General features: G+C 65.7%; 15 protein-coding genes, 1 pseudogene and 1 other annotated feature. Of the genes and pseudogenes, 5 read left to right on the top strand and 11 right to left on the bottom strand.

What is annotated here, in order from left to right:
• Positions 1–8: 8 nt before the first annotated feature.
• Positions 9–1,046: a class II fructose-bisphosphate aldolase gene (gene fbaA, locus QJR12_RS04020; protein ID WP_300576673.1), complete on the bottom strand. Its 1,038-nt coding sequence runs from the start codon at positions 1,044–1,046 to the stop codon at positions 9–11.
• Between the two features lie 189 nt (positions 1,047–1,235).
• On the opposite strand from fbaA, the gene QJR12_RS04015 reads away from it, so the two are divergent.
• Positions 1,236–1,922, top strand: coding sequence for a VTT domain-containing protein (locus QJR12_RS04015; RefSeq protein WP_300579613.1), 687 nt, complete (start codon positions 1,236–1,238; stop codon positions 1,920–1,922).
• 7 nt (positions 1,923–1,929) lie between these two features.
• Here the strand turns inward: QJR12_RS04015 and QJR12_RS04010 are convergent, their stop codons facing one another.
• From QJR12_RS04010 to clpB, 7 genes are all read right to left on the bottom strand, one after another.
• Positions 1,930–3,279: a 3-oxoacid CoA-transferase gene (locus tag QJR12_RS04010; RefSeq protein WP_300576670.1), complete on the bottom strand. Its 1,350-nt coding sequence runs from the start codon at positions 3,277–3,279 to the stop codon at positions 1,930–1,932.
• Entirely contained in the window at positions 3,276–4,403 is a 1,128-nt protein-coding gene (locus tag QJR12_RS04005; RefSeq protein WP_300576667.1) for a glycoside hydrolase family 76 protein, read from the bottom strand. Before QJR12_RS04005 ends, QJR12_RS04010 begins: the two co-directional genes overlap by 4 nt.
• Positions 4,404–4,643: 240 nt before the next feature.
• Positions 4,644–5,288 carry an RNA methyltransferase gene (locus QJR12_RS04000; protein WP_300576664.1) on the bottom strand — a complete coding sequence of 215 codons (645 nt, stop codon included), beginning with the start codon at positions 5,286–5,288 and terminating at the stop codon, positions 4,644–4,646.
• An 8-nt stretch (positions 5,289–5,296) separates the two neighbouring features.
• Complete coding sequence (gene pyrE / locus QJR12_RS03995) at positions 5,297–5,842, bottom strand: orotate phosphoribosyltransferase (protein ID WP_300579612.1); 546 nt, start codon at positions 5,840–5,842, stop codon at positions 5,297–5,299.
• Between the two features lies 1 nt (position 5,843).
• Positions 5,844–6,620, bottom strand: a complete 777-nt coding sequence (locus tag QJR12_RS03990; RefSeq protein WP_300576661.1) for an SDR family oxidoreductase — start codon at positions 6,618–6,620, stop codon at positions 5,844–5,846.
• 52 nt (positions 6,621–6,672) lie between these two features.
• The gene (gene ttfA / locus QJR12_RS03985; protein ID WP_300576658.1) at positions 6,673–7,560 is read right to left on the bottom strand and encodes a trehalose monomycolate transport factor TtfA; all 888 of its coding nucleotides are present in this window, start codon (positions 7,558–7,560) and stop codon (positions 6,673–6,675) included.
• Between the two features lie 104 nt (positions 7,561–7,664).
• Positions 7,665–10,211 carry an ATP-dependent chaperone ClpB gene (clpB, locus tag QJR12_RS03980; RefSeq protein ID WP_300576656.1) on the bottom strand — a complete coding sequence of 849 codons (2,547 nt, stop codon included), beginning with the start codon at positions 10,209–10,211 and terminating at the stop codon, positions 7,665–7,667.
• Positions 10,212–10,423: 212 nt separating this feature from the next.
• Between clpB and QJR12_RS03975 the strand changes: the two genes are divergently transcribed.
• Positions 10,424–11,596: an FAD-binding oxidoreductase gene (locus tag QJR12_RS03975; protein WP_300576654.1), complete on the top strand. Its 1,173-nt coding sequence runs from the start codon at positions 10,424–10,426 to the stop codon at positions 11,594–11,596.
• Positions 11,597–12,042: 446 nt separating this feature from the next.
• Here the strand turns inward: QJR12_RS03975 and QJR12_RS03970 are convergent, their stop codons facing one another.
• Positions 12,043–14,658 (bottom strand): LuxR family transcriptional regulator, encoded by a 2,616-nt coding sequence (locus QJR12_RS03970; RefSeq protein WP_300576649.1) that lies wholly within the window; start codon positions 14,656–14,658, stop codon positions 12,043–12,045.
• A 659-nt stretch (positions 14,659–15,317) separates the two neighbouring features.
• On the opposite strand from QJR12_RS03970, the gene QJR12_RS03965 reads away from it, so the two are divergent.
• The gene (locus QJR12_RS03965) at positions 15,318–16,310 is read left to right on the top strand and encodes a hypothetical protein (protein ID WP_300576646.1); all 993 of its coding nucleotides are present in this window, start codon (positions 15,318–15,320) and stop codon (positions 16,308–16,310) included.
• On the opposite strand, the gene QJR12_RS03960 is transcribed toward QJR12_RS03965, so the two are convergent.
• A protein-coding gene (locus QJR12_RS03960; protein ID WP_300576643.1) for an IS3 family transposase occupies positions 16,265–17,529 on the bottom strand; the annotation gives its coding sequence in 2 pieces (ribosomal slippage) (positions 16,265–17,223 and positions 17,223–17,529; 1,266 coding nt in all). The two genes, QJR12_RS03965 and QJR12_RS03960, sit on opposite strands and share 46 nt — an antisense overlap.
• Positions 17,096–17,227 (bottom strand) — a sequence feature (AL1L pseudoknot). (Overlaps the previous gene by 132 nt.)
• Before the next feature lie 56 nt (positions 17,530–17,585).
• On the opposite strand from QJR12_RS03960, the gene QJR12_RS03955 reads away from it, so the two are divergent.
• Positions 17,586–18,290: a hypothetical protein gene (locus tag QJR12_RS03955; RefSeq protein ID WP_300576640.1), complete on the top strand. Its 705-nt coding sequence runs from the start codon at positions 17,586–17,588 to the stop codon at positions 18,288–18,290.
• A 40-nt stretch (positions 18,291–18,330) separates the two neighbouring features.
• Here QJR12_RS03955 and QJR12_RS03950 read toward each other — a convergent pair whose 3' ends face one another.
• On the bottom strand, positions 18,331–22,746 hold the full coding sequence (locus tag QJR12_RS03950; protein WP_300576638.1) for a hypothetical protein: 4,416 nt from the start codon (positions 22,744–22,746) through the stop codon (positions 18,331–18,333).
• A gap of 287 nt (positions 22,747–23,033) precedes the next feature.
• On the opposite strand from QJR12_RS03950, the pseudogene QJR12_RS03945 reads away from it, so the two are divergent.
• Positions 23,034–23,232: pseudogene (locus tag QJR12_RS03945) on the top strand (transposase); the annotation flags it as partial.
• Positions 23,233–23,238 lie beyond the last annotated feature (6 nt).

Below are 23,238 nucleotides of genomic sequence, written 5' to 3'. Positions count from 1 at the left end.
TCCACCAATTAGCTTGTGCCTAAGGACTTTCCGGCGCACTTGAGGTCGTTGCAGGCCTCGATCACCCGCTCGGTCATCGACGCCTCGGCCTTCTTGAGGTAGCTGCGCGGGTCGTAGTCTTTCTTGCGCCCCACGTCGCCGTCCACCTTGAGGACACCGTCATAGTTGGTGAACATGTGCCCGGCGACCGGGCGGGTGAACGCGTACTGGGTGTCGGTGTCGACGTTCATCTTCACCACGCCGTAGCGCACCGCCTCGGCGATCTCCGACTTTTCCGACCCGGAGCCGCCGTGGAAGACGAAGCTGAACGGTTTGGCGTCCTCGGGCAGGCCCAGCTTGGCCGCGGCCACTTTCTGGCCCTGGGCCAGGATTTCCGGGCGCAGTTTGACGTTGCCGGGCTTGTAGACGCCGTGCACATTGCCGAACGTGGCGGCCAGCAGGTACTTGCCGTGCTCGCCGGTGCCCAGCGCCTCGACCGTTTTCTCGAAGTCTTCCGGGGTGGAGTACAGCTTCTCGTTGATTGCACCGACGACGCCGTCCTCTTCACCGCCCACCACGCCGATCTCGACCTCGAGGATGACCTTCGCGCTGGCCGCCGCTTTGAGCAGTTCCCGAGCGATGGCGAGGTTCTCATCGATCGGCACCGCCGAGCCGTCCCACATGTGCGACTGAAACAGCGGATTCTTGCCGGCGGCCACGCGTTCGGCGGAGATCGCCAGCAACGGGCGCACATAGCTGTCGAGTTTGTCCTTGGGGCAGTGGTCGGTGTGCAAAGCGACGTTGATCGGGTACTTCGCCGCGATGACGTGAACGAACTCGGCCAGCGCCACCGCGCCGGTCACCATGTCTTTCACTCCGAGGCCGGAGGCGAACTCCGCGCCGCCGGTGGAGAACTGGATGATGCCGTCGCTGCCGGCGTCGGCGAAGCCTTTGATGGCCGCGTTGATGGTCTCCGAGGACGTGCAGTTGATGGCTGGAAATGCATACGAGTTTTCCTTGGCGCGGCCCAGCATTTCCGCGTAGACCTCGGGTGTTGCGATCGGCATGGAGGTTCCTCCTCAGACGTTTCGAGCTGCTCCGGTGACTGCACGTGATGATCACGTGGGACCGTATCGCTTCAGTATCCCAACACCGCGCCGGCGGAAACAGCCCGCCGGCCCCGCGCCTTGTCCAAGACCCACTCATCAGCCCCGGTATCTTGGGAACTCATGATTGCCCTCGCAGCCGCAGGACCGGTGACCACCACCGTGGCGGCCTTGCCCGACCTGCTCGATCCGATGTACTGGCTCGGCGTCGATGGCGTGTTCCGGCACGCGGTGTTGCCCGGGATTCTGCTCATCGTGTTCATCGAGACCGGGCTGCTGTTTCCGCTGCTACCCGGTGAGTCGTTGCTGTTCACCGGCGGCTTGTTGACTGCGAGTGCGCACCCGCCGGTAAGCATCGGGGTGTTGGCCAGCTGCGTCGCGGTGGTTGCGGTTCTGGGTGATCAGAGCGGGTATCTGATCGGCAGGCGGATCGGGCCGGCGCTGTTCAAAAAAGAAGACTCACGGTTTTTCAAGCAGCGCTATCTGACCGAGTCGCACGCATTCTTTGCGAAATACGGCCCGGTGACGATCATCTTGGCGCGTTTCGCGCCGATCGTGCGAACGTTCGTGCCGGTAGTCGCCGGTGTCTCGTATATGCGGTATCCGGTGTTTTTAGGCTTCGACATCATCGGCGGTGTCGCCTGGGGCGCGGGCGCAACGTTGCTGGGCTATTTCCTGGGCACGGTGGCGTTCGTCAACAAGAACCTGGAGCTGATCGTCTGGTGCATCCTGGTCGTGTCGCTGCTGCCGGCACTGACGTCGGCGGGCCGGGCCTACCTCAAGCGCCGGCGCGCACCCAAAACCGAGACGCTCGTCGTTCCCGAAAAAGCCGCATAAGCGTCGCTTAGAGCGCGACGCTGAAGTCGCAGGCCGTCTTGGCCCGCACCTCCTCAACCGTGACCCCGGGATGCAGTTCCTTGAGGATCAGACCGGTTCCGGGCTCGACGTCGAAGACACACAGGTCGGTGATGATCATGTCCACCACCCCGGTGCCGGTCAGCGGCAGGGTGCATCGCTTGAGGATCTTGGGGCTGCCGTCTTTCGCGGTGTGATCCATGACAACGATGACCCGCTTGACTCCCGACACCAGGTCCATGGCGCCGCCCGGTCCCTTAACCATCTTGCCCGGCACCATCCAGTTGGCCAGGTCGCCGTTCTCGGCGACCTGCAAGGCGCCCAGGATCGACAGATCGATGTGGCCGCCGCGGATCATCGCGAACGAATCGGCGCTGCTGAAAAAGCTCGAGCCGGGAAGGCTGGTGACGGTCTCCTTACCGGCGTTGATGAGATCGGGGTCTAGCGTGTCCTCGGTCGGGTAGGGGCCGATGCCAAGCAGTCCGTTCTCCGACTGCAAAGTCACGTTGATGCCCTCGGGAATGAAGTTGGCGACCAGCGTCGGAATGCCGATACCCAGGTTGACGTAATAGCCGTCGCGCAGTTCCGCGGCGGCGCGCCGGGCCATCCGCTCGCGGACCGGATTGGCCGTCCTGGGTGCGGCACCGTCGCTCACCGTGCGGAACTCGATGCGTTTTTCATAGTGGCGACCCTCGATGATGCGATCCACGTAGATGCCGGGGGTGTGGATCGCGTCGGGGTCCAAATCGCCGACCTCGACCAACTCCTCCACCTCGGCTACCGTCACCGCGGCGCAGGTGGCGATCATGGGGTTGAAGTTGCGGGCCGTCTTACGGTAGACGAGGTTGCCCGCGGCATCCCCTTTCCACGCCTTGACCAGGGCCAGATCGGCGCGGATGCCCTCTTCGAGGAGGTACTCGGTACCGTCGAACACCCGGGTGTCCTTGCCTTCGGCGAGCGGGGTGCCGTAACCGGTGCGGGTGTAGAAACCGGGAATGCCCGCCCCGCCGGCCCGCAACTTTTCCGCCAGTGTGCCCTGCGGGACCAGGGTGAGGTCCAGTTCTCCGGCCAACACCTGGCGTTCAAACTCCTTGTTCTCGCCCACATAGGAGGCGATCACCTTCCTCACCTGCCGTTCCTTAAGCAGCAAGCCCATGCCGAAATCGTCTACGCCGGCGTTGTTTCCGACAATGGTGAGGCCTTGGACGCCGCTGTCTACCACGGCCTGGATCAGGTTCTCCGGGATGCCGCAGAGACCGAATCCGCCCGCAGCGATGATCATGCCGTCCTTGAGCAGGCCGTGCAGGGCGGACCCGGGATCGGAGTGGACTTTGCTCACTGGGGCCTCCTTGGAAAGTCGGTGACGGTGCCGGCAGCCTCCATTAGCATCCAGCCGGAGAGCTGCACCGACAAATCGCGTTCGGCCGCCTCGGAGCCCACCACCGCCCCGTCGACGAACTTCGCCGGCGGGCCATCCGCCGTGGGCAACTCGGCCGTGCGATCCCAAAACGCGCCGAACAACGGCAACCCGTTCACCGTCTGCCGGTGGTCCCACGCCGACTGCGCTGAGGACAGCACCAGCGAGCGAGCCGTTTCGCGGGCCGCGACGTCCCCGGCGGTGTCTTTCGGCAGCGTGGTGGCCACCAGCGCAAGATAGCGGGCGGTGATCCCGGCGAACAGCCCGCCGTCACCGCCGCCGGCGCCCCGGATCACCCCATTGGGCGCCAGGTGTTCACTGACGGCCGCGACCAGCCGGCGCACCCGCTCGGCATGCCGTTCCCTGGCCTGCGAGCCGGTGCGTGCCGCCAGCTCCGTCTCCAGCCCGAGCACCACTCCCTGGCAGTAGGTGTATTGAGCGCGGACCAGCGAACCCGCTTTGACGCCGTCGAACACCAGGTGTGTCTGGGGATCGATCAGGGTCGTGTCGATCCAATCGGCGATCTGCTCGGCCCGTCGTAGCCGATCCCCGTAGCGGGCCAGGAAGATTCCCGCCGGACCGTTGGCGGGGGCGTTGAAGAACTGGTCCCGTTTGCGCCAGGGGATACCGCCGCCGTCCTCGGACATCGGGGCGTGCAGGAACTGGTTGGTCAGCGTGTCCAGCGCGCGTCGGCAGTTGACGCCGGCCACCCGGGCGGCGCGCTCCAGCGCCAGCGCCAGCCACGCCATGTCGTCGTAATAGTCGTTGATCCACCGGCCGACGTTGCGCAGCCGGTGGGTGCGAATCTGCCTACGGATCTTGGTGCGCCGCTCCGGTTTGGGATCCCGCAGCTGGGCGTCGACCAGGCAATCCAACAGCTGCGCCTGCCACCAGTAATGCCAGCTGCCGAACCACCGGTCCCGCCGGGCCGCCGGCCAGGCCACCACCCCCAATTGAGTACCGGGCAGCCCCCAGAGCCGTTTCAGATGTCGCTTCGCGACGGCAGCCTCGGCGCTGGCCGCGCGGTTGGCCCATGTCTGATCCATGTGTGCCGATCCTGCCAGCGGGACCCGGGGTGCGGGTGCGCCGGCAAAAGCAGGTCGCAGTACGGCTGGGCCGCCCACATCGACCGTGCGTCCTGGGCTTCGACTGTGCACCCTGGGCGGGAAAACCGGGGGCGAAATCCCGCCATCTGCGCACACTCGACGCCAAGGGTGCACACTCGACGCCGTCCGAGCCCATTCGACGGCCGTGGCGCTCGGTCAGCGGCTGCTTGAGCCGGCGCCCTACCAGGCCCGCCCGAGATCCCCGTGCTGGGTGATCCAGGTGTGCATCGCGATGCCGGCGGCGACGGCGACGTTGATGCTACGGGTGGAGCCGAACTGGGCGATCGAGGCCGTCAACGCCGCGCCCGCGCGAGCCTCGTCGGTGAGGCCGGGGCCTTCCTGTCCGAAGATCATCAGGCAGCGTCGCGGCAAAGTCGTCTGCTCCAGTCGCGCGGCACCCGGGACGTTGTCGACCGCGACCACAGTCAGGCCGGCGTGTGCCGCGAAGCCCAGCAGGTCGGCGACGGTGTCGTGGTGGCACAGTCGTTGATAGCGGTCGGTCACCATGGCGCCGCGGCGATTCCAGCGCCGCCGGCCGACGATGTGCACGGTGTCCACGGCGAAGGCGTTGGCGGTGCGCACCACCGCACCGATGTTGGCGTCGTGTCCGAAGTTCTCGATCGCCACATGTAGCGGGTGGCGCCGCTGATCGATGTCGGCGATGATCGCCTCCCGGGTCCAGTAACGGTAAGCGTCGACGACGTTTCGGGTGTCCCCCTCACGCAACAGCACCGGGTCGTAGCGCGGGTCGGTGGGCAGCGGACCCGTCCAGGGGCCCACACCGGCGGCCGGTACGCCCCATTCGGTGGGGCCGGGCTCACACACCCAACAGCTCAGCCATGCTCTAGCCCCAGGTCCGCCAGGCCCAGCAGGCTGCGGTAGGCCAGGCCCTCGGCTTGGATGGCTTCTGCGGCACCGGTGGCGCGGTCCACAACGGTGGCCACGCCGACCACCGCACCGCCGGCTTCGCGCACGGCGCGCACCGCCCGCAACGCCGAAGCGCCGGTGGTGCTGGTGTCCTCGACCACCAAAACCGCCTGTCCACAAACGTCGGCCCCTTCGATAAGGCGTTGCATGCCATAGGGTTTCACCGACTTGCGTACCACAAAGGCGTCGATCGGGCGTCCGGGTGCGTGCATGACCGCAAAGGCCACCGGATCGGCGCCCAGGGTGAGTCCGCCCACCGCCGCGTAGTCCCAGTCGTCGGTGAGCTCACGGATCAGCCGGCCGATCAGCGGGGCGGCCCGGTGGTGTAGCGTGGCCCGGCGCAGGTCGACGTAGTAGTCGGCTTGCCGGCCCGACGCCAACGTGAATCGGCCGCGCATCACCGAGAGCTGGCGCACCAGCTCGGCCAGCTCGTCGCGGTCCGTGACGGTCAACTCAGGTGCGGCCACGGCCCCCGCCGATCACGTTGGCCGCTTTCCGCACCAGGCTTCGCGGCACCAGTCGTCCGGCGGCGACCAGCGCTCGGTACTGCACACCGGGAATGCTGATCACCTTGCCGCGAGCGATGTCGGCCAGGCTTTCCCGCACCACGTCCTCGACCTCGAGCCACAGGAATGACGGCAGCGAGCCCATGTCGATCCCGGCGCGGCGATGGAATTCGGTGCGCACGAAGCCCGGGCACACCGCATGCACGCTCACCCCGGTACCCTTGAGCCCACCGGCCAGGCCCTCGGTGAACGCCACCACCCACGCCTTGGACGCGGAATACGTCGACCCGCGGCCCGGCAGCAGGCCGGCGAGGCTGGCGATGTTGATCACCGTGCCGGCACCCGCCTCGAGCATCGGTGGTAGGGCGGCCCGGGTCAGCTGCATCACAGCGGTCACGTTGACATCCAGCTGCGCTTGCAGCACGGTCGGATCGGTGACCCAGAATTCACCCGACGTGCCGAAACCGGCGTTGTTCACCAGCACCCGCACCCCGGCGGCCAGCCGGTCGGCGACCTTGCCGCGGTCCGTGGAATCCGCCAGGTCGGCGGGCAGCACCTCAACGGCACGGCCCGCCTCGTTGCGCAGTTCGCCCGCCAATTGCGTCAACCGGTCAACGCCGCGGGCCACCAGCACCAGGTCATAGCCCTCGGCGGCGTACCGTCGCGCGAAACCGGCGCCGATTCCGGACGTGGGTCCGGTGATCAGGGCGACGGGGCGAGGCATCACCGCCAGCGTAGCGAACGCCGCGGCCGCCCCGGGATGCGGTTGTGCTCTATCAGAGCTGGTAGTGCGGGGCGTGACGGCCGTTGCGTCCCGGTGACGGGGGGCGCCCGATGTTTCCGGCGGTATTTCCGGGTCGGCGGTCTCGGTGAGCGGGCTCCTCCCCCGGCGGCTCACGGTGAACCGTGTCCGGCTGCGCGACGCCCGGGTCCCGTTGGGCATGCCTGGGCGCCGGCTCCGCCCGCCCTGCCGGCTCCGCCCGGCCGGCCGGTGCCAGCGGGCGGCTGGGTGCCCCGTTGCGGCGCGCCGTCGGCGGCGAGTGTCCGGCCTGCTGCGGCAACGGCGGTAATACCCGCAGCAAATCGTTGAATTGACGCACCGTGCGCAGACCCTCGTCCCAGTCGGCGCGGGTGCTGGAGATCGGCATGCTGACCAATGTCCAGTTCTGCTCGTTCCACATGATCTCGGCGCAGTCCGGGGCGGTATGGGCAAACGTGACCATGCGCCGGTCGCAGGCCCGCCGGGCCGCATCCAGGTTGGTGGAGTACACCATCCGCGGCCCGATCGCGCCGAGCAGCCAAATATCGTTCTCTCGCGGCTCTTTCAGGCCTTTAAGCCGCATATCGATGACGACGCCGGTGCCCACCCGGCGATGCAGCGCGATCACGGTAGCCACCTCTTCGAGGTCGAAGATGAACACCGCCTCGCCGCGGATCTGACCCAGCACGACGTTGCGGGCCGAGACCTCGCCTACCGTCGAGATCACGCCGCGTTTCCAGCGCTTGATCAGGTCGGCGGATTCCCGCTCGTAGTCGAATCCATGCGATCGTGCCCATGATTTACGCCGCCTGCTGCGCCCGCGGCGTCGATCGATGTCGACGTACAGCAGCACGGCCGCGCCCACGAAACACAGCGCGGCCAGCGTGAACCACAGCGGCACCATCCCCAGTAGCCTAGCTGCTGGAAGCCCGCTACCGGGAATGCGAGCAGGTCACAACCGAATTAAGGTTTGCCCGTAACCGGCCGTGGCGGTGCAGCCCGCCGGGCTCAGCCCAGCACCAGGGACTCTCCGTCGGCGCTGACGTTCACCGGCACGGTGTCCCCGTCGTGCACCTGACCGGCCAGCAGCAGCTTGGCCAGCTGATCGCCGATGGCCTGCTGCACCAGCCGTCGCAGCGGTCGGGCCCCGTAGACGGGGTCGAAGCCACGCTGGGCCAACCATTGCTTGGCCGGCAGGGACACGTTCAGCTGCAGCCGCCGTTGGCTGAGCCGCTTCTGCATCTGGGCCAGCTGGATGTCGACGATCTGCACCAGGTCCTCCGGGGTCAGGGCGTCGAAAACCAGCACGTCGTCGAGCCGGTTGATGAACTCGGGCTTAAACGTCGCGCGCACCGCGGCCATCACCTGCTCCTCGGTGCCGCCGGATCCCAGGTTGGACGTAAGGATCAAGATGGCGTTGCGGAAGTCGACCGTGCGGCCCTGCCCGTCGGTGAGCCGGCCCTCGTCCAGCACCTGCAACAGCACGTCGAACACGTCCGGGTGGGCCTTTTCGATCTCGTCGAACAACACCACGGTGTAGGGCCGTCGGCGCACCGCCTCGGTGAGCTGACCACCCTCCTCGTAGCCGACATAGCCGGGCGGGGCACCGATCAGCCGGGCCACCGAGTGCCGCTCGCCGTACTCGCTCATGTCGATGCGCACCATCGCGCGCTCGTCGTCGAACAAAAACTCCGCCAGCGCCTTGGCCAGCTCCGTCTTGCCGACACCGGTGGGACCGAGGAACATGAACGCCCCGGTCGGCCGGTTCGGGTCCGCGACGCCGGCCCGGCTGCGGCGCACCGCGTCGGACACCGCCCGGATGGCCTTCTTCTGGCCCACCACCCGCTTAGCCAGCTCATCTTCCATGCGCAGCAGCTTGGTGGTCTCGCCCTCCAACAGCCGCCCGGTCGGGATCCCGGTCCACGACGACACCACCTCGGCGATGTCGTCGGGCCCGACCTCTTCCTTCAGCATCATCGCTTCACGAGCCTGGGCCTGCGGCAGTGCCGCGTCGAGTTTCTTCTCCAGCTCCGGGATGCGCCCGTAACGCAGCTCGGCGGCCTTGGCCAGGTCGCCGTCGCGCTCGGCGCGCTCGGATTCACCACGCAGGATCTCCAGCTGCTCCTTGAGCTCGCGCACGGTGTCGATGGCGTTCTTCTCGTTCTGCCAGCGGGTGGTGAGCTCGGCCAGCTTTTCTTTCTGGTCGGCGAGCTCGGCGCGCAGCTTCTCGAGGCGCTCCTTCGACGCCTCGTCCTCCTCTTTGGCGAGCGCCATCTCCTCGATCTCCAGGCGGCGCACCAGGCGCTCGACCTCATCGATCTCGACCGGCCGCGAATCGATCTCCATCCTGAGACGCGACGCCGCCTCGTCGACCAGGTCGATGGCCTTGTCGGGCAGGAACCGCGCGGTGATGTAGCGATCGGACAGGGTCGCCGCGGCCACCAGCGCGGAGTCGGTGATGCGCACACCGTGATGCACCTCGTAGCGGTCTTTCAGCCCGCGCAGGATACCGATGGTGTCCTCCACCGACGGCTCGCCCACGAACACCTGCTGAAAACGCCGCTCCAGCGCGGCGTCCTTCTCGATGTGTTTGCGGTACTCGTCAAGCGTGGTCGCACCGACCAGCCGCAGCTCCCCGCGGGCCAGCATCGGCTTGATCATGTTGCCGGCATCCATCGCACCTTCCCCGGTGGCGCCGGCACCGACGATGGTGTGCAGCTCGTCGATGAAGGTGATGATCTGACCGGCCGAGTTCTTGATGTCATCCAACACGGCCTTCAGCCGCTCCTCGAACTCGCCGCGGTACTTGGAGCCGGCGACCATCGATCCCAGGTCCAGCGCGACGATCCTCTTGTCGCGCAGGCTCTCCGGCACGTCGCCGGCGACGATCCGCTGGGCCAGGCCCTCCACGATCGCGGTCTTGCCGACGCCGGGCTCACCGATGAGCACCGGGTTGTTCTTGGTACGGCGTGAAAGCACCTGCACCACACGGCGAATCTCGTTGTCCCGCCCGATGACCGGGTCGAGCTTGCCCTCGCGTGCGGCCGCGGTCAGGTCGGTGGAGTACTTCTCCAGCGCCCGATACGTCGCCTCCGGATCGGGGCTGGTGACCCGGGCACTGCCGCGCACCTTGACGAAGGCCTCCCGCAAGGCCTGCGGCGAGGCGCCGTGGCCGTTCAGCAGCTTGGCCACGTCGGAATCTCCGGTGGCCAGCCCGACCATCAAATGCTCGGTGGAGACGTATTGATCGTCCAACTCGGTGGCCAGCTGTTGTGCCGCGGTGATGGCCGCCAGCGACTCACGGGAGAGCTGCGGTTGCGAGCTGGCACCGGTGATCTGGGGCAAGCGGTCCAACAGGCGCTGCGCTTCGGCACGGACGGCGGCCGGCTGGACCCCGACGGCCTCCAGCAGCGGCGCGGCGATCCCGTCTTGCTGCGTCAGCAGCGCCATCAGCAGATGGGCGGGCCGGATCTCGGGGTGGCCGGCGGCCGAGGCCGCCTGCAGGGCCGAGGTCAGCGCCGCCTGAGTCTTGGTGGTCGGGTTGAAAGAGTCCACAACGGCCTCCGTCCGGGTCAAAGGATGTCGAAAATGCTTGTCCGGTTGTTCAACGCCGTCAATGTTGAGTCTGTTCCGCTCAGGTTTAGTCGGGCGCCGACCACCCGCCTGGCTCGATAAGGGGTGGCGGCCCAAACCCGTGGGGCGCTGCACGGTGCCTTCGGGAGCGGCGGTTCTTCGCCGGGTAGCACCGCGGCTTAAGATCGGCGCCCGTGGGCCTCGAGGACCGGGATGCGCTGCGGGTGCTGCACGAAGCCTTCTGTCAGGAGCATGCCTGCGAGGCCCAGGGGCTGATCGGGCGGTTCTACACCCACTGGTTCGCCCGCGACGTGTCGCTGCGTGATCTCTTCCCGCCCGACATGGGTCATCAACGAGCGGCCTTCGCCCACGCGCTGAGCTGGGTGTACGGCCAGCTGGTCGCGCAGCGGGCTCAGGAACCGGTGGCGCTTCTCGCCCAGCTGGGGCGGGATCACCGCAAATACGGTGTCACCGAAGCCCATTACCGGACCATGCGCCAAGCGTTATATGAAACGCTGCGCAGCCAGTTGGGCGCCGCCTGGACCGATGCCGTCGACGACGCGGCCCGCCAGTCGCTCCACCTGATCACCGGGGTGATGAGCGGGGCCGCCGATGCCGACGACGGGCCGCCCTGGTGCGACGGCACGGTGGTCGAGCACCTGCGGGTCTCCCGCGATCTGGCGGTGGTGCGGCTGCAGCTGGACCGTCCGCTGGACTATTGCCCCGGGCAATACGTCAACGTCGCGATCCCGCAGTGCCCGCGGCGCTGGCGATACCTGACACCGGCCATCCCGCCCGACGAGGGCGGCGGTATCGAATTTCACGTGCGGGCAGTTCCGGGTGGTTTGGTCAGCCCCGCCATCGTGGCTGAGACCCGGCCCGGCGACCGGTGGCGGTTGTCCGGCCCCCACGGCGGCCTGCAGGTCGACCGAGAAGGGGGTGACGTGCTGATGGTGGCCGGCAGCACCGGTCTGGCGCCGTTGCGCTCGATCATCATGGACCTCAGCCGATGGGGGGTGAACCCCCGGGTGCACGTGTTCTTCGGTGGCCGCTACCCGTGCGAGCTCTACGACCTGCCCACACTGTGGCGGATCGCCGCGCACAATCCGTGGCTATCGGTCTCCCCGGTGTCGGAGTACACCGATAACCCGCCATGGGCGGCGGACTATCCCGATTGCACACCCCCGCGCGGGCTGCACGTGCGCCAGACGGGTCGACTACCCGAAGTGGTGACCAAATACGGCAGTTGGAGCGACCGCCAGATCTTGATCTGCGGCGGACCGGCCATGGTACGCGCCACCAAGGCCGCGCTGATCGCCAAAGGCGCGCCGCCGGAACGTATCCAGCACGATCCGCTGTGCAGCTAATCCCGGCGCGAGCCACCGGCACCGGTGCCGGCACAGTTCGTGCCGGACGCTGGCATGATCGGCATCTCGCGGACCGACTCGTGGAGCTACTGGGCCAGCGGTCGGCCTGGGCACCTATATTAGAGATGCCAAGGCAACGGGCATCCCGATCCCAAGACTGCCCATCGAGACGACGCAGGATGCCATCACCGGCACCCAACCGACCGTAGGTAATGTCGGCTATCACAGCCCCTGGCCCTGGTCACCGACCCACAGCCACCGGTTCTGATCACTGAGCAGGAGGTGATATTCGGCACCGCGGCAGCCGCGCGGCCACGGTCCAAGATCACCCGCCGAATTATCGGCGCGCTTCGTGTCGCCGCCGCCTTGCGCCCGCCGCCCCGTGACCCCACTACGCTCACAGCTGGTACCTCGAGCGCTCCCGCATGTCACGAGAAATAGACAGATTATGAGCCACCCGGGCCGGCTCGCAATATCTCGACCAGCTCCTCGCGCGACCCGGCTCCCAGGCGCTGGTACGCGCGATACACGTGCCCCTCAACGGTGCGCACCGACATGACGAGCCGCTCGGCGATCTGCTTGTTGGATAACCCCGCGGCGACCAGTTCGATGACCTCGCGCTGACGGCCGGTCACCGGTTGGCCTATGGGATTTCGCAGCGCAGGCGTGCACAGCCCGCCACTGTCGGTGGCCAGCTGCTGCGCCGACGCTGCGGCATGCAGACTGCGCTTGCGCTGCTGGTGGCGGCTGAACGCCACGGCCGCCTGGGCGGCGACGTCGGCGGCGGCGGCACGATCGCCGAGGGCCCGGTAGTCGGCCGATGCCGCGAGCAGACCCTCCCCGTCGTCGGCGCGCAACGATTCCGTATGCCGCGCAACGGCATCAGCAAGGGGAAGCGATAATTCATTGGCCAGTTCACGCGCGCGTGTCGCCCCCGACGTGTCGCCCCATTGAGCCGCCACCTGCAGGCAGGCCAGTTCATGCGTTGGCTGATTGCGCTTGCGCGCATCCTCGCCGGCAGCACGGGCAACCGAGATCGCGTCGCTCAGGTAGCCGCTGGCCGCCAGTGCCCAGCCGCTGGCCACCGCCAGACCGGTCTGCATGAACAGGTGGTCGGCCGGCACACATTGCCGTGCTTCGGCGATCGCGGCATTCGCGGCATCCGGCTGACCCAGCTTGGCGTGGCCTTCGGCCAACGCGAAGCAGCTCGCCAGCCGTAAACCGGTTGTGACGCTGTGCTTTTCCGCCCCGGCCAGCGCCTCGTGCAGAAGTTTCACTGCAGCGGGAAGCTCCCCGCGAACCAACTCGGCGTGGCCCAGCAAGAATGCAAGGTTCGCATAGGCAAGACCGGGAAAGTCGCGTACCGACTCGGATAGCTGCTTGGCCGAGCGCACGCATTCGTCGATGCGCCCGTTCAACCGGCAGGCGCGCGCGTAGACGGCGCCATACCAGAACCTCATCGGCGACGCCTGAAACGACGTGATCGCGCGGTCGATGGCCTCCACCACGACATCGGTGATGTCATCAAGTCTGCCGAGCGCGCCCTGAGCGATGGTCAGCGCGATGGACGCCAGCATGGCGTGAAAGTCGGGCAGTGTCGGCGAACGCAGCGCCCTCCCTGCCTTCTCCGCCGCGGTTTCGCAGCGGGCCATCACCGCATCCACGCAGGATTCGACCGCGGCGCGCTCGGCCCGTTGCGCCGCGGATTCCCGCGTGGATGCCAGGGCGTCGAGAATGGCCGACGCCTCCCGGGGTCGGCCGAGATTCCAGATCAGGTTCGCCGCCCGCACGGTCGCCCAGTGATGTCCGTCGGGGTCATCCACGCCGATCCCGGCTAGGACCGTCTCGGCCTGCTCGCCATGCCCGCGCCCGGCCAGGCTTATCGCGCGCAGGCCGACAGCCTCGCTAACCCCCGCATCGGCTGCGGCAGCGGCGAATCGGTCGGACAGGTCCAGGTCGAGCAGCGTCATCGCCAACCGCGCCGCCTCCAAGAACAGGTGCGGGTCGGGGGGAAGGTCTGATTCGAGGGCCAGCAGCGCCCGGCGCACCGTAGCCTCCAGGTCGGCGTCGATGTCTTTGGCCAGCCGTTGTGCCAGCTTGCCGCGGATTCGTGACAGATACATCTCGCTGGCCGCGGCCCGCCGAAGCTCACCGAACAGCGGATGTGCCAGTCGGGCCATCAGCTTGGAGCCGCTGCGTTCCACGGTGACCAGGTTCATCTGTTCGGCCGCCTCGAGATCGCGGCGGTGCACCAGGTCGCAGAGCACGTCCACCGCCAGCGGCTCATATTGCGACAACGTGTCGACGACCAGCGCCACATCGGGGGCGAGCCGGCTCAATTGCCGACCGACCATATCGCCGATGCTGTAGGATACCGCGACGCGCTCGTCCCACATCCACACCCCGGCGACCTGCCGTATTGCTCCGGCGGCGATCTGATCCTTGAGCAGTTGCCGCAGATGCAGCGCGTTGCCTCCGGTCAGTTTCCAGAACCGCTTGGCGCTGCGACTATCCACCGCGCCGCCAAGCCTGGCCTCGATCAGGCGGTGGGTGTCCGGAGCCGACAGCGGTTGGAGGTCTAGGCGGGCGAGCAGGTCATCTTTCCACAGCGCGGTGATCGCATCGGGCTCGTCCCCGCCGGTGCGCACCGTGACCACCAGCCGTGTCCCACGGGCCTGGGCCAGCTGGTGTACGACGTGCGCCGATAATCCGTCGAGAAGGTGCGCATCGTCGACCCCGATCAGCACACGACCCTGACGTTGTTGCGTGATAAAGGAATTGATGACGCGCCGCACGTCAGATATCGGATTGGACATGGTGTTGCATATGGATGCCGTGAACGCACCCAGTGGGAGCTGGCGCGCGGACTGGGTACCCACAATCCAGCATGTCCGCTCACCTGACGCTTCGACGCGGGCCAGCACTTCACGCGCGAGTCGTGTCTTGCCCACGCCGGCGGCTCCGACAATGACGACGCCGGAGTAATTGCCAACCCCGCTCAGTGCGCGGCGAATAGCAGCTAATTCGCTGTCACGCCCTGGAAACGAATGGCTGCTGATCACCGGCCGACTATAACCTGCTTTTTCGGATTAGCGGCCCGAATTCAGCAGCTGTTCTTGGGCCGCCTTTGGCATTGTTCGGTCCGGGAGTTCGGTCGAATGTACGGTGGTTGCGGTGTTCGGCGAGCAGGCTGATGAGTCGTTAGGCTCTCTGGCTGGGGCGCTGAGCTGCCCCAATAAGCGCTCTTCGATTTTGACCGGGCAATCAGCCTGAAGTCTGGGTTGCGGTCCGTTGTTGGCCAGTACAGTGGAATGGTATCCGGGGGGCGGAGTTGTCGGGGTTGCGGAATCCGCGCTCAATCGGCGGAAGCGTTCGGCTGATAACCCGGAGGGTTGCTGGTTTGAGCTCGCGGACGTGGGCCCTGAAGTCCTTCACGGCGAACGGTAGAACATGACCCCGCATCGCCGCGGTTTTGTGCGCATCGCGTTCGCATCGCTTCGGGGTCCGCTCACGACTCCTCGCTCCGTGCTGCTCCGGGATGTATTTCATGGTTACTCCCCCAGTGAGGCCAGCCTCGGACCGCCGAGGTGGGTGGTCGGGTTGGGTGGGTCGTTGCGGTTGGCTGGTGGTTGAGTGGCGGTCCGAGCCTGCCCTCACGCTCCGAAGCCGCCGCCAGGCTGGGCGCTGGTCAGGATCGCTTTGACCGAGCAGGCTGAGGATCATGGCTGCGGTTGTGACGGTCAACGATGTCCTTGATGGGCATGTGGTCCTGGATGTGGAGTGCATGGATCGGATCTATCTGAACGGCTATGTGCCTAATCTGCAGGTGGGCGGGCAGGTGGTGTCGTTTATGACCGCGCATCTGGGCTATCCGATCCCCTCTCCGGCGATCATTGAAAAGATCGGCGCGACGTTTCGCAAAGCTGTGGAGCGCTTCGCCGTCGGCAATGAGATCCCGCTGGTGCGGTTCTCCAAGGACGACCGCAAGATCGAGGTGATGCGCCCATATCTGGCTCGCCAGGCGCGCACCGGCCAATCCGGCGTGGCCGCGATCGGCACCGCCCAGGAGTTTCAGAACGTGTTCGCCTCGGCAAAACATATCGGCAACAACGGTGTTCCATGGTTTTCGTTTTGCAAGGCCGACCGGCGGGTGTCGTGTTTTTATTTGTATGTCTGGGATGTCGATTTCGGGCCGGCGTTCATCAAGGTCTGCACCTATTTCCCCTACCCGATCAAGGTGTGGCTCAATGGCCACGAGTACGCAAAACGCCAGGCCAGCCAGGCCGGTATCGATTTCACCGAGCTGTCCAACGGGTTTGCCAGTTGTGCGGATCCCGTCGCGCTGCAAGCCATCTGTGACCGGCTGGGCCCAGGGGCGATCATGGTGTTCTTCGAGCGTTGGATGAGCCGGCTGCCATTGCCGCTGACCGATACCGATCGCGCCGCGGGCTACTGGTGGGAACTGTCGATGCGCCAGATCGAGGTCTCACGCACCCTGGTGTTCGACGCCCCACGGCACGCCCGCTCGTTTTTTGAATCCTTGGTCGCCGACAACCTCGACATCGGCCGCCCCGACAGTGTGGAACTGATCTTCCACGGCCCCCGACGCCCGGGCAGGCCCCCAAAAATCGACTGTGTGAACCGCCCTGGGTTCGATGGAGGCTCGGTTTATTGGATTCCGACCAGGGCTTGGTCGGTCCGTCTGCCAGCGTAGAACGTGTCCTCGAATTCTGCTGGCGGTAGGTGGCCGAGGTAGCCGTGCAACCGGGCGGTGTTGTGCCAGTGCACCCAGCCGAGGGTGGCTAGCTCGACGTCTTCGACGGTCTTCCACGGGCCGGGCCGCGCGGGACCGTAGATCAGCTCGGCCTTGTAGTAGCCGTTGACGGTCTCGGCCAGAGCGTTGTCGTAGCTGTCGCCTACGGTGCCGATCGAGGGCACTGCGCCGATCTCGGCGAGGCGCTCGGTATAGCGAAGCGAGGTGAACTGGCTGCCGGCGTCTGAGTGACAGCGCAAGCCCGCCAACACAGCTCCGCGCGACCAGCGGGCCATCTCAATGGCATCAAGCACCATCGTGGTGCGCATGTTCGAGGCCACCCGCCAGCCGACGATCATCCGGCTGAACACGTCGATGATGAAGCAGACGTAGGCCACCCCAGCCCAGGTGGGCACGAACGTCAGATCGGTCACCCACAGCTGGTTGGGGGCGTCTGCGGTGAAGTTCCGCTTGACCAGGTCCGGGTGGCGTTGGGCACCTTCTTCAGGTCGGGTGGTGCGGACCTTCTTGCCGCGGCGCACCCCGGCGATGCCGGCGGCGCGCATCAGCCGCGCTACCTGGTCGCGGCCGATGTCGTGGCCGGCCCTGACGGCGGCTTTGTGCAGCTTACGGGCGCCGTAGACGCTGTAGTTGTCCTCGAAGAGCTTGACCAGGACCGGACCCATGACCGCATCCCGGCAGGCTCGTTTCGACGGGCCGCGTTTCTTGGCAGCGTAGTAGGTGCTCGGGGCCACCGACACGCCTGCGCTGTGCAGCACGGTGCAGATGGGCTCGACCCCGAATTCTTCCCGGTTGGCGTCGATGAAGTCGACTATTTCTTGTGTTGGCGGTCGAGCTCCGCCCCGAAGAAACTCGCCGCTCGTTTCAGTATCTCGTTGGCGCGCTTGAGTTCTCGATTCTCCTGTTCGAGTTCCTTCATGCGTCGCGCCTCGGTGGTCGACACCCCGGGCTGATAGCCGTCGTCGATGTCGGCCTGGCGCACCCAGGTCCGCACCGACTCCACCCCGTAGCCAAGCTGATCGGCGACCCGGGCGACAACGCCGTGGTCGCTACCCAACTCCGCCCGTAATGTCCGGACCATCCGTACCGCTCCGGCCTTTTGCTCGGCGCTGTAGCGGCGACTCGTCGGCTTGCTCGGCGGTGACTGTTTCTTCGGCATGACTCCATCCTCGATTCCAAGGTCTGGAGCCTCCAGCATTTCCAGGGCGATTCAGTGTGCCAAAAACGAAGATCGTCACCCGCGGCACCGACGTGACCGTCAACGCCTTCTACAAAAGCTCGCGCATCAAGCAGTACTTGAAACACGAGCGGGCGCTGCGGGTCGAGACCGTCATCAACTCACCCGATGACCTGCGCTGCCAGCGGCGCCTGGTCCATCTCGACGAGCTGGCCGCCCGCGCACGTGCAATCAATCGCCGCCTGCTCGATACTGAACGTGTCGGCCAGGGCTGTGTCCTTGCGAGTCCAGCCTTTGAGCGGATCGCGCGGCCCACCCTCACCGAGGATGGCAGGAGGACCCCGGCCTTACGGTTCGGCGATCCTCGGGTAAAAGCCCTGGCCGGCGCCCTGTGCACGACGATGCTCGCCGTCACCGGCATCACCAACAAGAGCCTGCGCGCCTTGATGACCGGACTGCTCGACGGCACCGCCTACACCATGAACCAGGCCAGCTACGACCTGACCCGGTTACGTGTCAACGGCCTGATCACCCGAATCCCGGGCCGCAACCTGTATCGCCTCACCCCCGACGGGCTGCGGTTCGCGATCTTCTACACCAAACTGCACAACCGCCTGCTGCGCCCCCTCCTCGCAGCAAACCAACCACCTGCACCACCGGCACTGCGAAACGCATTGCTTACCATTGAAACTCACGTCACTGAACGCATCGACAACGCCCGCCTCCTGCCAAGGGCCGCCTGAAAACTCAAGACAACCTCAAAGTCCTAGCGACCAAGGGTCGCTAGTCATGGCGCCACGGTGCGCGTGTTCTGAACGCGAGTGTGCATACGGCTTCGGGGTCATGTTCTGTGTGACTGACGGTGACGAGAGTGCGGTGCTCAAACGCGGCGCGGGCGAGGGTTTCGATGTCGCGTTGTCGGCTGGCGAATTTGCGCTTAGTCCCGTGGAACAGTTCGAGCACGAAGCCTTCGAAATCGCCGAAGTGGTCGAACAGCAGACCGTCGATCTTGCCGGTGACACCGCCATATTCGAACCCTTCATGCACCGGCGGGCGGGGTTTGTGCTTGCCGGGGATGCCGTCGAAGCCGTTGGCGGATGGCGTGATTTGGTCGGGATTGCCGCCGAGGTCGGCGACCTTGTTGGCCAGCAGACCCAGAAAGCGTTGAAACACGGGGTACCAGCGTTCGCTTGGTGCGATTGATTGGGCGATCCAGCGGAAGATCGACAGCCGGATCTCTTCCTTTGGCAGCATGAGCTGTTTGGTGCTCACGGGCACATTGATTTGGAAGCTGCCGAGCACCGTGCGCCAACTGATCGTGTTGCTGGGATCACTCGATTTGTTGTTTCTCGCGACGACCGCTTCGATCTGGATTTGCGGTGGTGGCGGCGGCGGCGTGATGTCAGCTGTCGCGCGGGTTAGTTGGTGAACGGTGAGTGTGTGGAGTTCTCCGGCCCGGATGCCCGCTGGAAGCTCCACGGAGATGAGGCCGGCGAAGTTGGCGCCGCCAGCCACACCGGTGGGCAGCGGGATGTAGGTGAGCCCACCAGCTGGGACGCCGATTGTGTGCGCGTCGACCCGGGTCAGCCGATGGGGATAGAGTCGGTCGGCGGTGGCGATGACCGCGTCAGCATCAACAGCGGGCAGATAGATTTCGGCGGTGCTGCCCGCGGGGACGGTGTTCCAGTCAATCAGGATTTCGTCGGGCGTATCACCCGCCTGCAGCGACACCGGGGAGGGTCGCACCTCGAAGTTCTGGAAAGCGATGCGAGAGGCGTGGGTGCCGGGATTGGCGACCGTGCTCCAGGCGAGGTTGCGTTGGGCAAGTTTGTCGGAGTTGAACGGCTGGGTGCCGTCCGCGATGGCCACGGGGTCGAATGCGATCTCAGCTACGACGCAATGGTGGTCGTTGCGAGCAAACGCCTTTGCCAGCGGCTCCAGATCGCTGTTTCCCGCTGTGCCGGGTGGCCACGGGCCATCGGGGTTGCCGGCGGGCACAGGGTGGGGCAGCGCGTTGGCGGACTGGTTGATGTCGAGGAAAGCCCCGTAGAAGGTGTCCTGAACGGGTCCTCCGGTGGCGTTAAGGGTGAGGTCGTTAAAGGTGTCGAACTGCTTGGCGGGCAGCGTGCCGGGGTTGCCGGATTGGTCAGGGGCTTGTCGCGGAACCCCGTAGCATGGCAATGACACATATTCGGAGCCGACGACACCGCCGGTCGCGGTGACTGGTTGGCCGTAGTTCGCCGGCGGGACCGGGTAGGTGGCCGGGACCCGCCGGTAAGTCGAACCCACATGGAAGCTCGTGTCGGTGCTATTGCCCCCGAACAGCCGGAAGAACACCCGCACGTGGCTGGCTGGCTGGATCAGGGCCTGGTAATGCACTCGCGCGATCGCGAAATTGAATACCGGAACGAAGTTTAAGAACCCGCGCTCAACCAGGGGCGCGACCGTGATCATTTCCTGCTGTTCGTCGATATTGTCGTCAAACGACTCAATAACGCCCCCGCCAACGGGAACCCGTCCCTGGTATTTGGTGAGAGTAGTAGTGAGCTCTTGGAGGAATTGGAACGGGTCGGTGCCCATCGGCACGCCGAATGCGCTGTCGCCTTGGGCCACCTGGATGAGTCGCACGTCGGAGCTGAGCCACCAAGTTTGCGCGCCCTGCATGATGAAGGGGTCAGGCTGTTTCATGAACGTGACCTGTCCCTGCGCGGTCAAACCCTGGTACGTGGCGGAAAGGTCCACCTCCTCGGTCAAGCCCGAAAAGTTGAATGCGCTGTCGTCAGTGCCGAAGTCGACGTTGTAGTGAAACCTGAAGCGCTGCAGGTCGTCTGGTGGGAAGGAGCCTTCGGTCGAGTCCAGGCTGACAGGGTTCACCGGGAGTCCGCCGTTCACACCGGTCGGGGGGTTGAACGTGATTTGTGGGCCGACCGTGTACGACCCGGGGCCGGTGACGCCGAGCTCGCGGGCGGTGAACCCGTCCACCGTCACGCAGATAGGCGATTGGGCTGGTCCACCGCCGACAACCGCGTCGTGGGTGAGGGACTGGTTGCGCAGTGCGTCGATTTCGTCTTGCCCATAGTGGTCACGATGCAGCTCGAAATTCACCGCGCGCGCCACCACCGGGATCTCCCACGCGCCTCGGCCGAACGTTGCGGCCGCCAGCAGCAGCTGCCCGTTCAGCGTCTCGCCTTGCAGGTCATTGACCCGCACGTTCGGCAGCCCCGCAACAACCCATTTCGCCCAGGTGGCGCCGATGTCGTCGGATCGGTAGATCCCGCGATCGGTGCCCACGAACAGCGTGGAGCCCGTCGGCTGCCACCATACGAACACGGTGTACAGGCCGAGATCGTTAGGGATGCTGCCGGTTATGTTGACCCAGGTAGTCGCCGACGACGGCAGATGCCACACATTGTTGCCGGCGACCGCGAACGCGTGGTTAGCGTCGTTGGGATCGACGCGAATATCTATGGCAACTCCGGAAAGTCCAGTGTCGAGCTGCGTCCACTTGGTGGCGCCATCGTCGTGGGTCACCCATAGGTGGCCGTCCTGGGTGGAGGCATACACCGTATTGGGGTCCGAGGGCGCGATCGCCAGGGCGGCGACGAAGGGGTTGTTCTTATCTTGCGAGAGCACCCCGCTGATGTCGTTCCAGCTAGCGCCTGAGTTGGTGGTCTCGAACACGCGGTCAGCGACGACCAGAAGCCGCGCGGGATTCGACGGGTCCATGGCGAACGCCTTCTGCGACAAATAGGCAAAAGCATAACCGCCCGATGTGTTGTACGTCTTAAGGAAAGCGGCACTGAGCTTCGAGGCCGGAAACACCGTTTTCCACGTCTTAGCCGCATCCGGAGATGTCACAACGAAGTTGTTGGTGTCGAGCGGATTGAATCCGAAAAGCTCGCTGGTGTTATTGGGGTTGACGACGATCTTGCCGGTCTCGCCTACACCGCCTATGGCCTGCCATTCGGTCTGGCCGGAGAACTTGGCCGAGCCGATGTCCTGCCCGATGGCGTAGGCGACGCCCGCGGTGCTGGGGTCAAGGCATATCGTGTAGAACTCGGAGACCTCAAGATCCTCAATGCGGGAAGTCAAACTCTGTGTGGCCGCGTCGTAGCGCCACACTCCTTGGTCTCCCGTCACCACCGCCTGCCCGTTGGCGTCGAACGTCAGGTTCACGTAGTCGTACCCAATGCCGGCATCGGCCGGCGCCCAGTTCTGGCCGGCATTGGTGCTCTCGAACAGTGAGTAGGCGTCGTTGACGAAGATGTGATTGTCGTTTCCGGGATCGACCGCCAAAAGCAGATGCCATGAGCGAGCTTCAAGCCCTCCGGGAGATGCCGCGAGGGGTGACCAGTTCGTGCCGCCATTGGTGGTGCGGAAGCGCTGGACTGCGGTCACCCCCTTCGTCGGGTCCGTGCCAACCGTCAGCATGGACACGTAGACCACGCCCGCGCCGCTGCCTGATTCGATCCGAACCGCGCCGTCGGCCGTGTTGCCTTTCGCGTCCTGGACGCCGAGCGCGGCGCCGCTGGGCAGTCCTCCGCTCAACTGCGTCCACACCGCCCCCTGGCCATCGGTGCTCTGGTACACGCCGTTCTGGGCCTGCTGCGTTGCACTCCTGAACCCGATCACCGCGGCGTAGAGAGTGCTCGGGTCGAAGTTGGCGATGATGAGATCACACACGAATCCGTTGGCGGGCAGTCCGCCGCTGATCTGCTTCCAGGAGGTTCCGCCGTCTATGGATTTCCACGCCCCATCCCATCCCGCGGCCAGGAACATCGTGTTTGTGTCTGTGGGATGCACCGCCAGCGACAGCAGCTGTTGATCGTTGAACTGGCTGTTGGCCAGCAATTGCCAGTCCTGGCCTGCATTGGTGGATTTGAGGATCCCGGCCCCCGGCCCGCTAACGAGTCCGAGCACCAGATTGTGTTCCGCCGGATGCACCACGAGCGGGTGATAGCTGAAGCCGGTGCCGAATTGCAGGCTTGGCTGCTGGTCGGTGAGCGGAGTCCAGCTCGGCGGATTGATGTTCTTCCAGACGCCACCACCATCAGCGCCGAGATAGACCGTGTCGGGGGCGGTTGGATCAGTCGCCGCGGCCTGAACCCGTCCGGAGATCATCTTGCGTGCATCGGCGGTATTGACCGGCGCGGGCCCGATCGGCGTCCAAGTCGCAGTGCTCAACGTCACGCCACTCATGGGATCCTCCCGCGCTCAAGAACCATGCAACCATCAAGTTGAGTCCGAACTATAGGTGCGCGGTGGGTGCAAGAAACGCGTAACGGACTACTCTATCGCCGAATTTGAACTACCTGAATTGCGGAATTCTCCGGCTCTTCTGGCATTTCCGTGGGCGGGCTGCTGTTCTGAGAGGGCGCACGTCGTTGTCGCTTAAGGATTCTGGCTTGTCGAAGGTCAGGAACCAAAGGAGCGGGCAACGACGTGCGCACTGTGAGGTTATGGCGTGGGCTGCTGGGTGTCGATAAGCGGACAGGCGCCGGATCGGCATTGATGAAATCTCCTACAAGCGCCACCACAGAATCACGGTGGTGGTTGATCACGACGGTGGCCGGCTGGTGTGGGCGGCGCCCGGGTGCGACACCGCTACCCTGCGTGCGCTTCTTTGACGCCCTGGGCGCCGAACGCTGCGCGCAGCTCACTCATGTGTCCGCCGATGCCGCGGACCGCGCC

This window comes from Mycobacterium sp. (assembly GCF_029961025.1).
GTDB lineage: Bacteria > Actinomycetota > Actinomycetes > Mycobacteriales > Mycobacteriaceae > Mycobacterium.
Note: the sequence above shows the minus strand (reverse complement) of the source record. Positions and strands in the feature narration are given on the sequence as shown.

What these genes read in the sequence shown, in the direction of transcription:
- fbaA (WP_300576673.1), bottom strand. Translation starts at nt 1,046, where the DNA reads ATGCCGATCGCAACACCCGAGGTCTACGCGGAAATGCTGGGCCGCGCC.
- QJR12_RS04005 (WP_300576667.1), bottom strand. Translation starts at nt 4,403, where the DNA reads ATGGATCAGACATGGGCCAACCGCGCGGCCAGCGCCGAGGCTGCCGTC.
- QJR12_RS03990 (WP_300576661.1), bottom strand. Translation starts at nt 6,620, where the DNA reads ATGCCTCGCCCCGTCGCCCTGATCACCGGACCCACGTCCGGAATCGGC.
- ttfA (WP_300576658.1), bottom strand. Translation starts at nt 7,560, where the DNA reads ATGGTGCCGCTGTGGTTCACGCTGGCCGCGCTGTGTTTCGTGGGCGCG.
- QJR12_RS03965 (WP_300576646.1), top strand. Translation starts at nt 15,318, where the DNA reads ATGGCTGCGGTTGTGACGGTCAACGATGTCCTTGATGGGCATGTGGTC.
- QJR12_RS03950 (WP_300576638.1), bottom strand. Translation starts at nt 22,746, where the DNA reads ATGAGTGGCGTGACGTTGAGCACTGCGACTTGGACGCCGATCGGGCCC.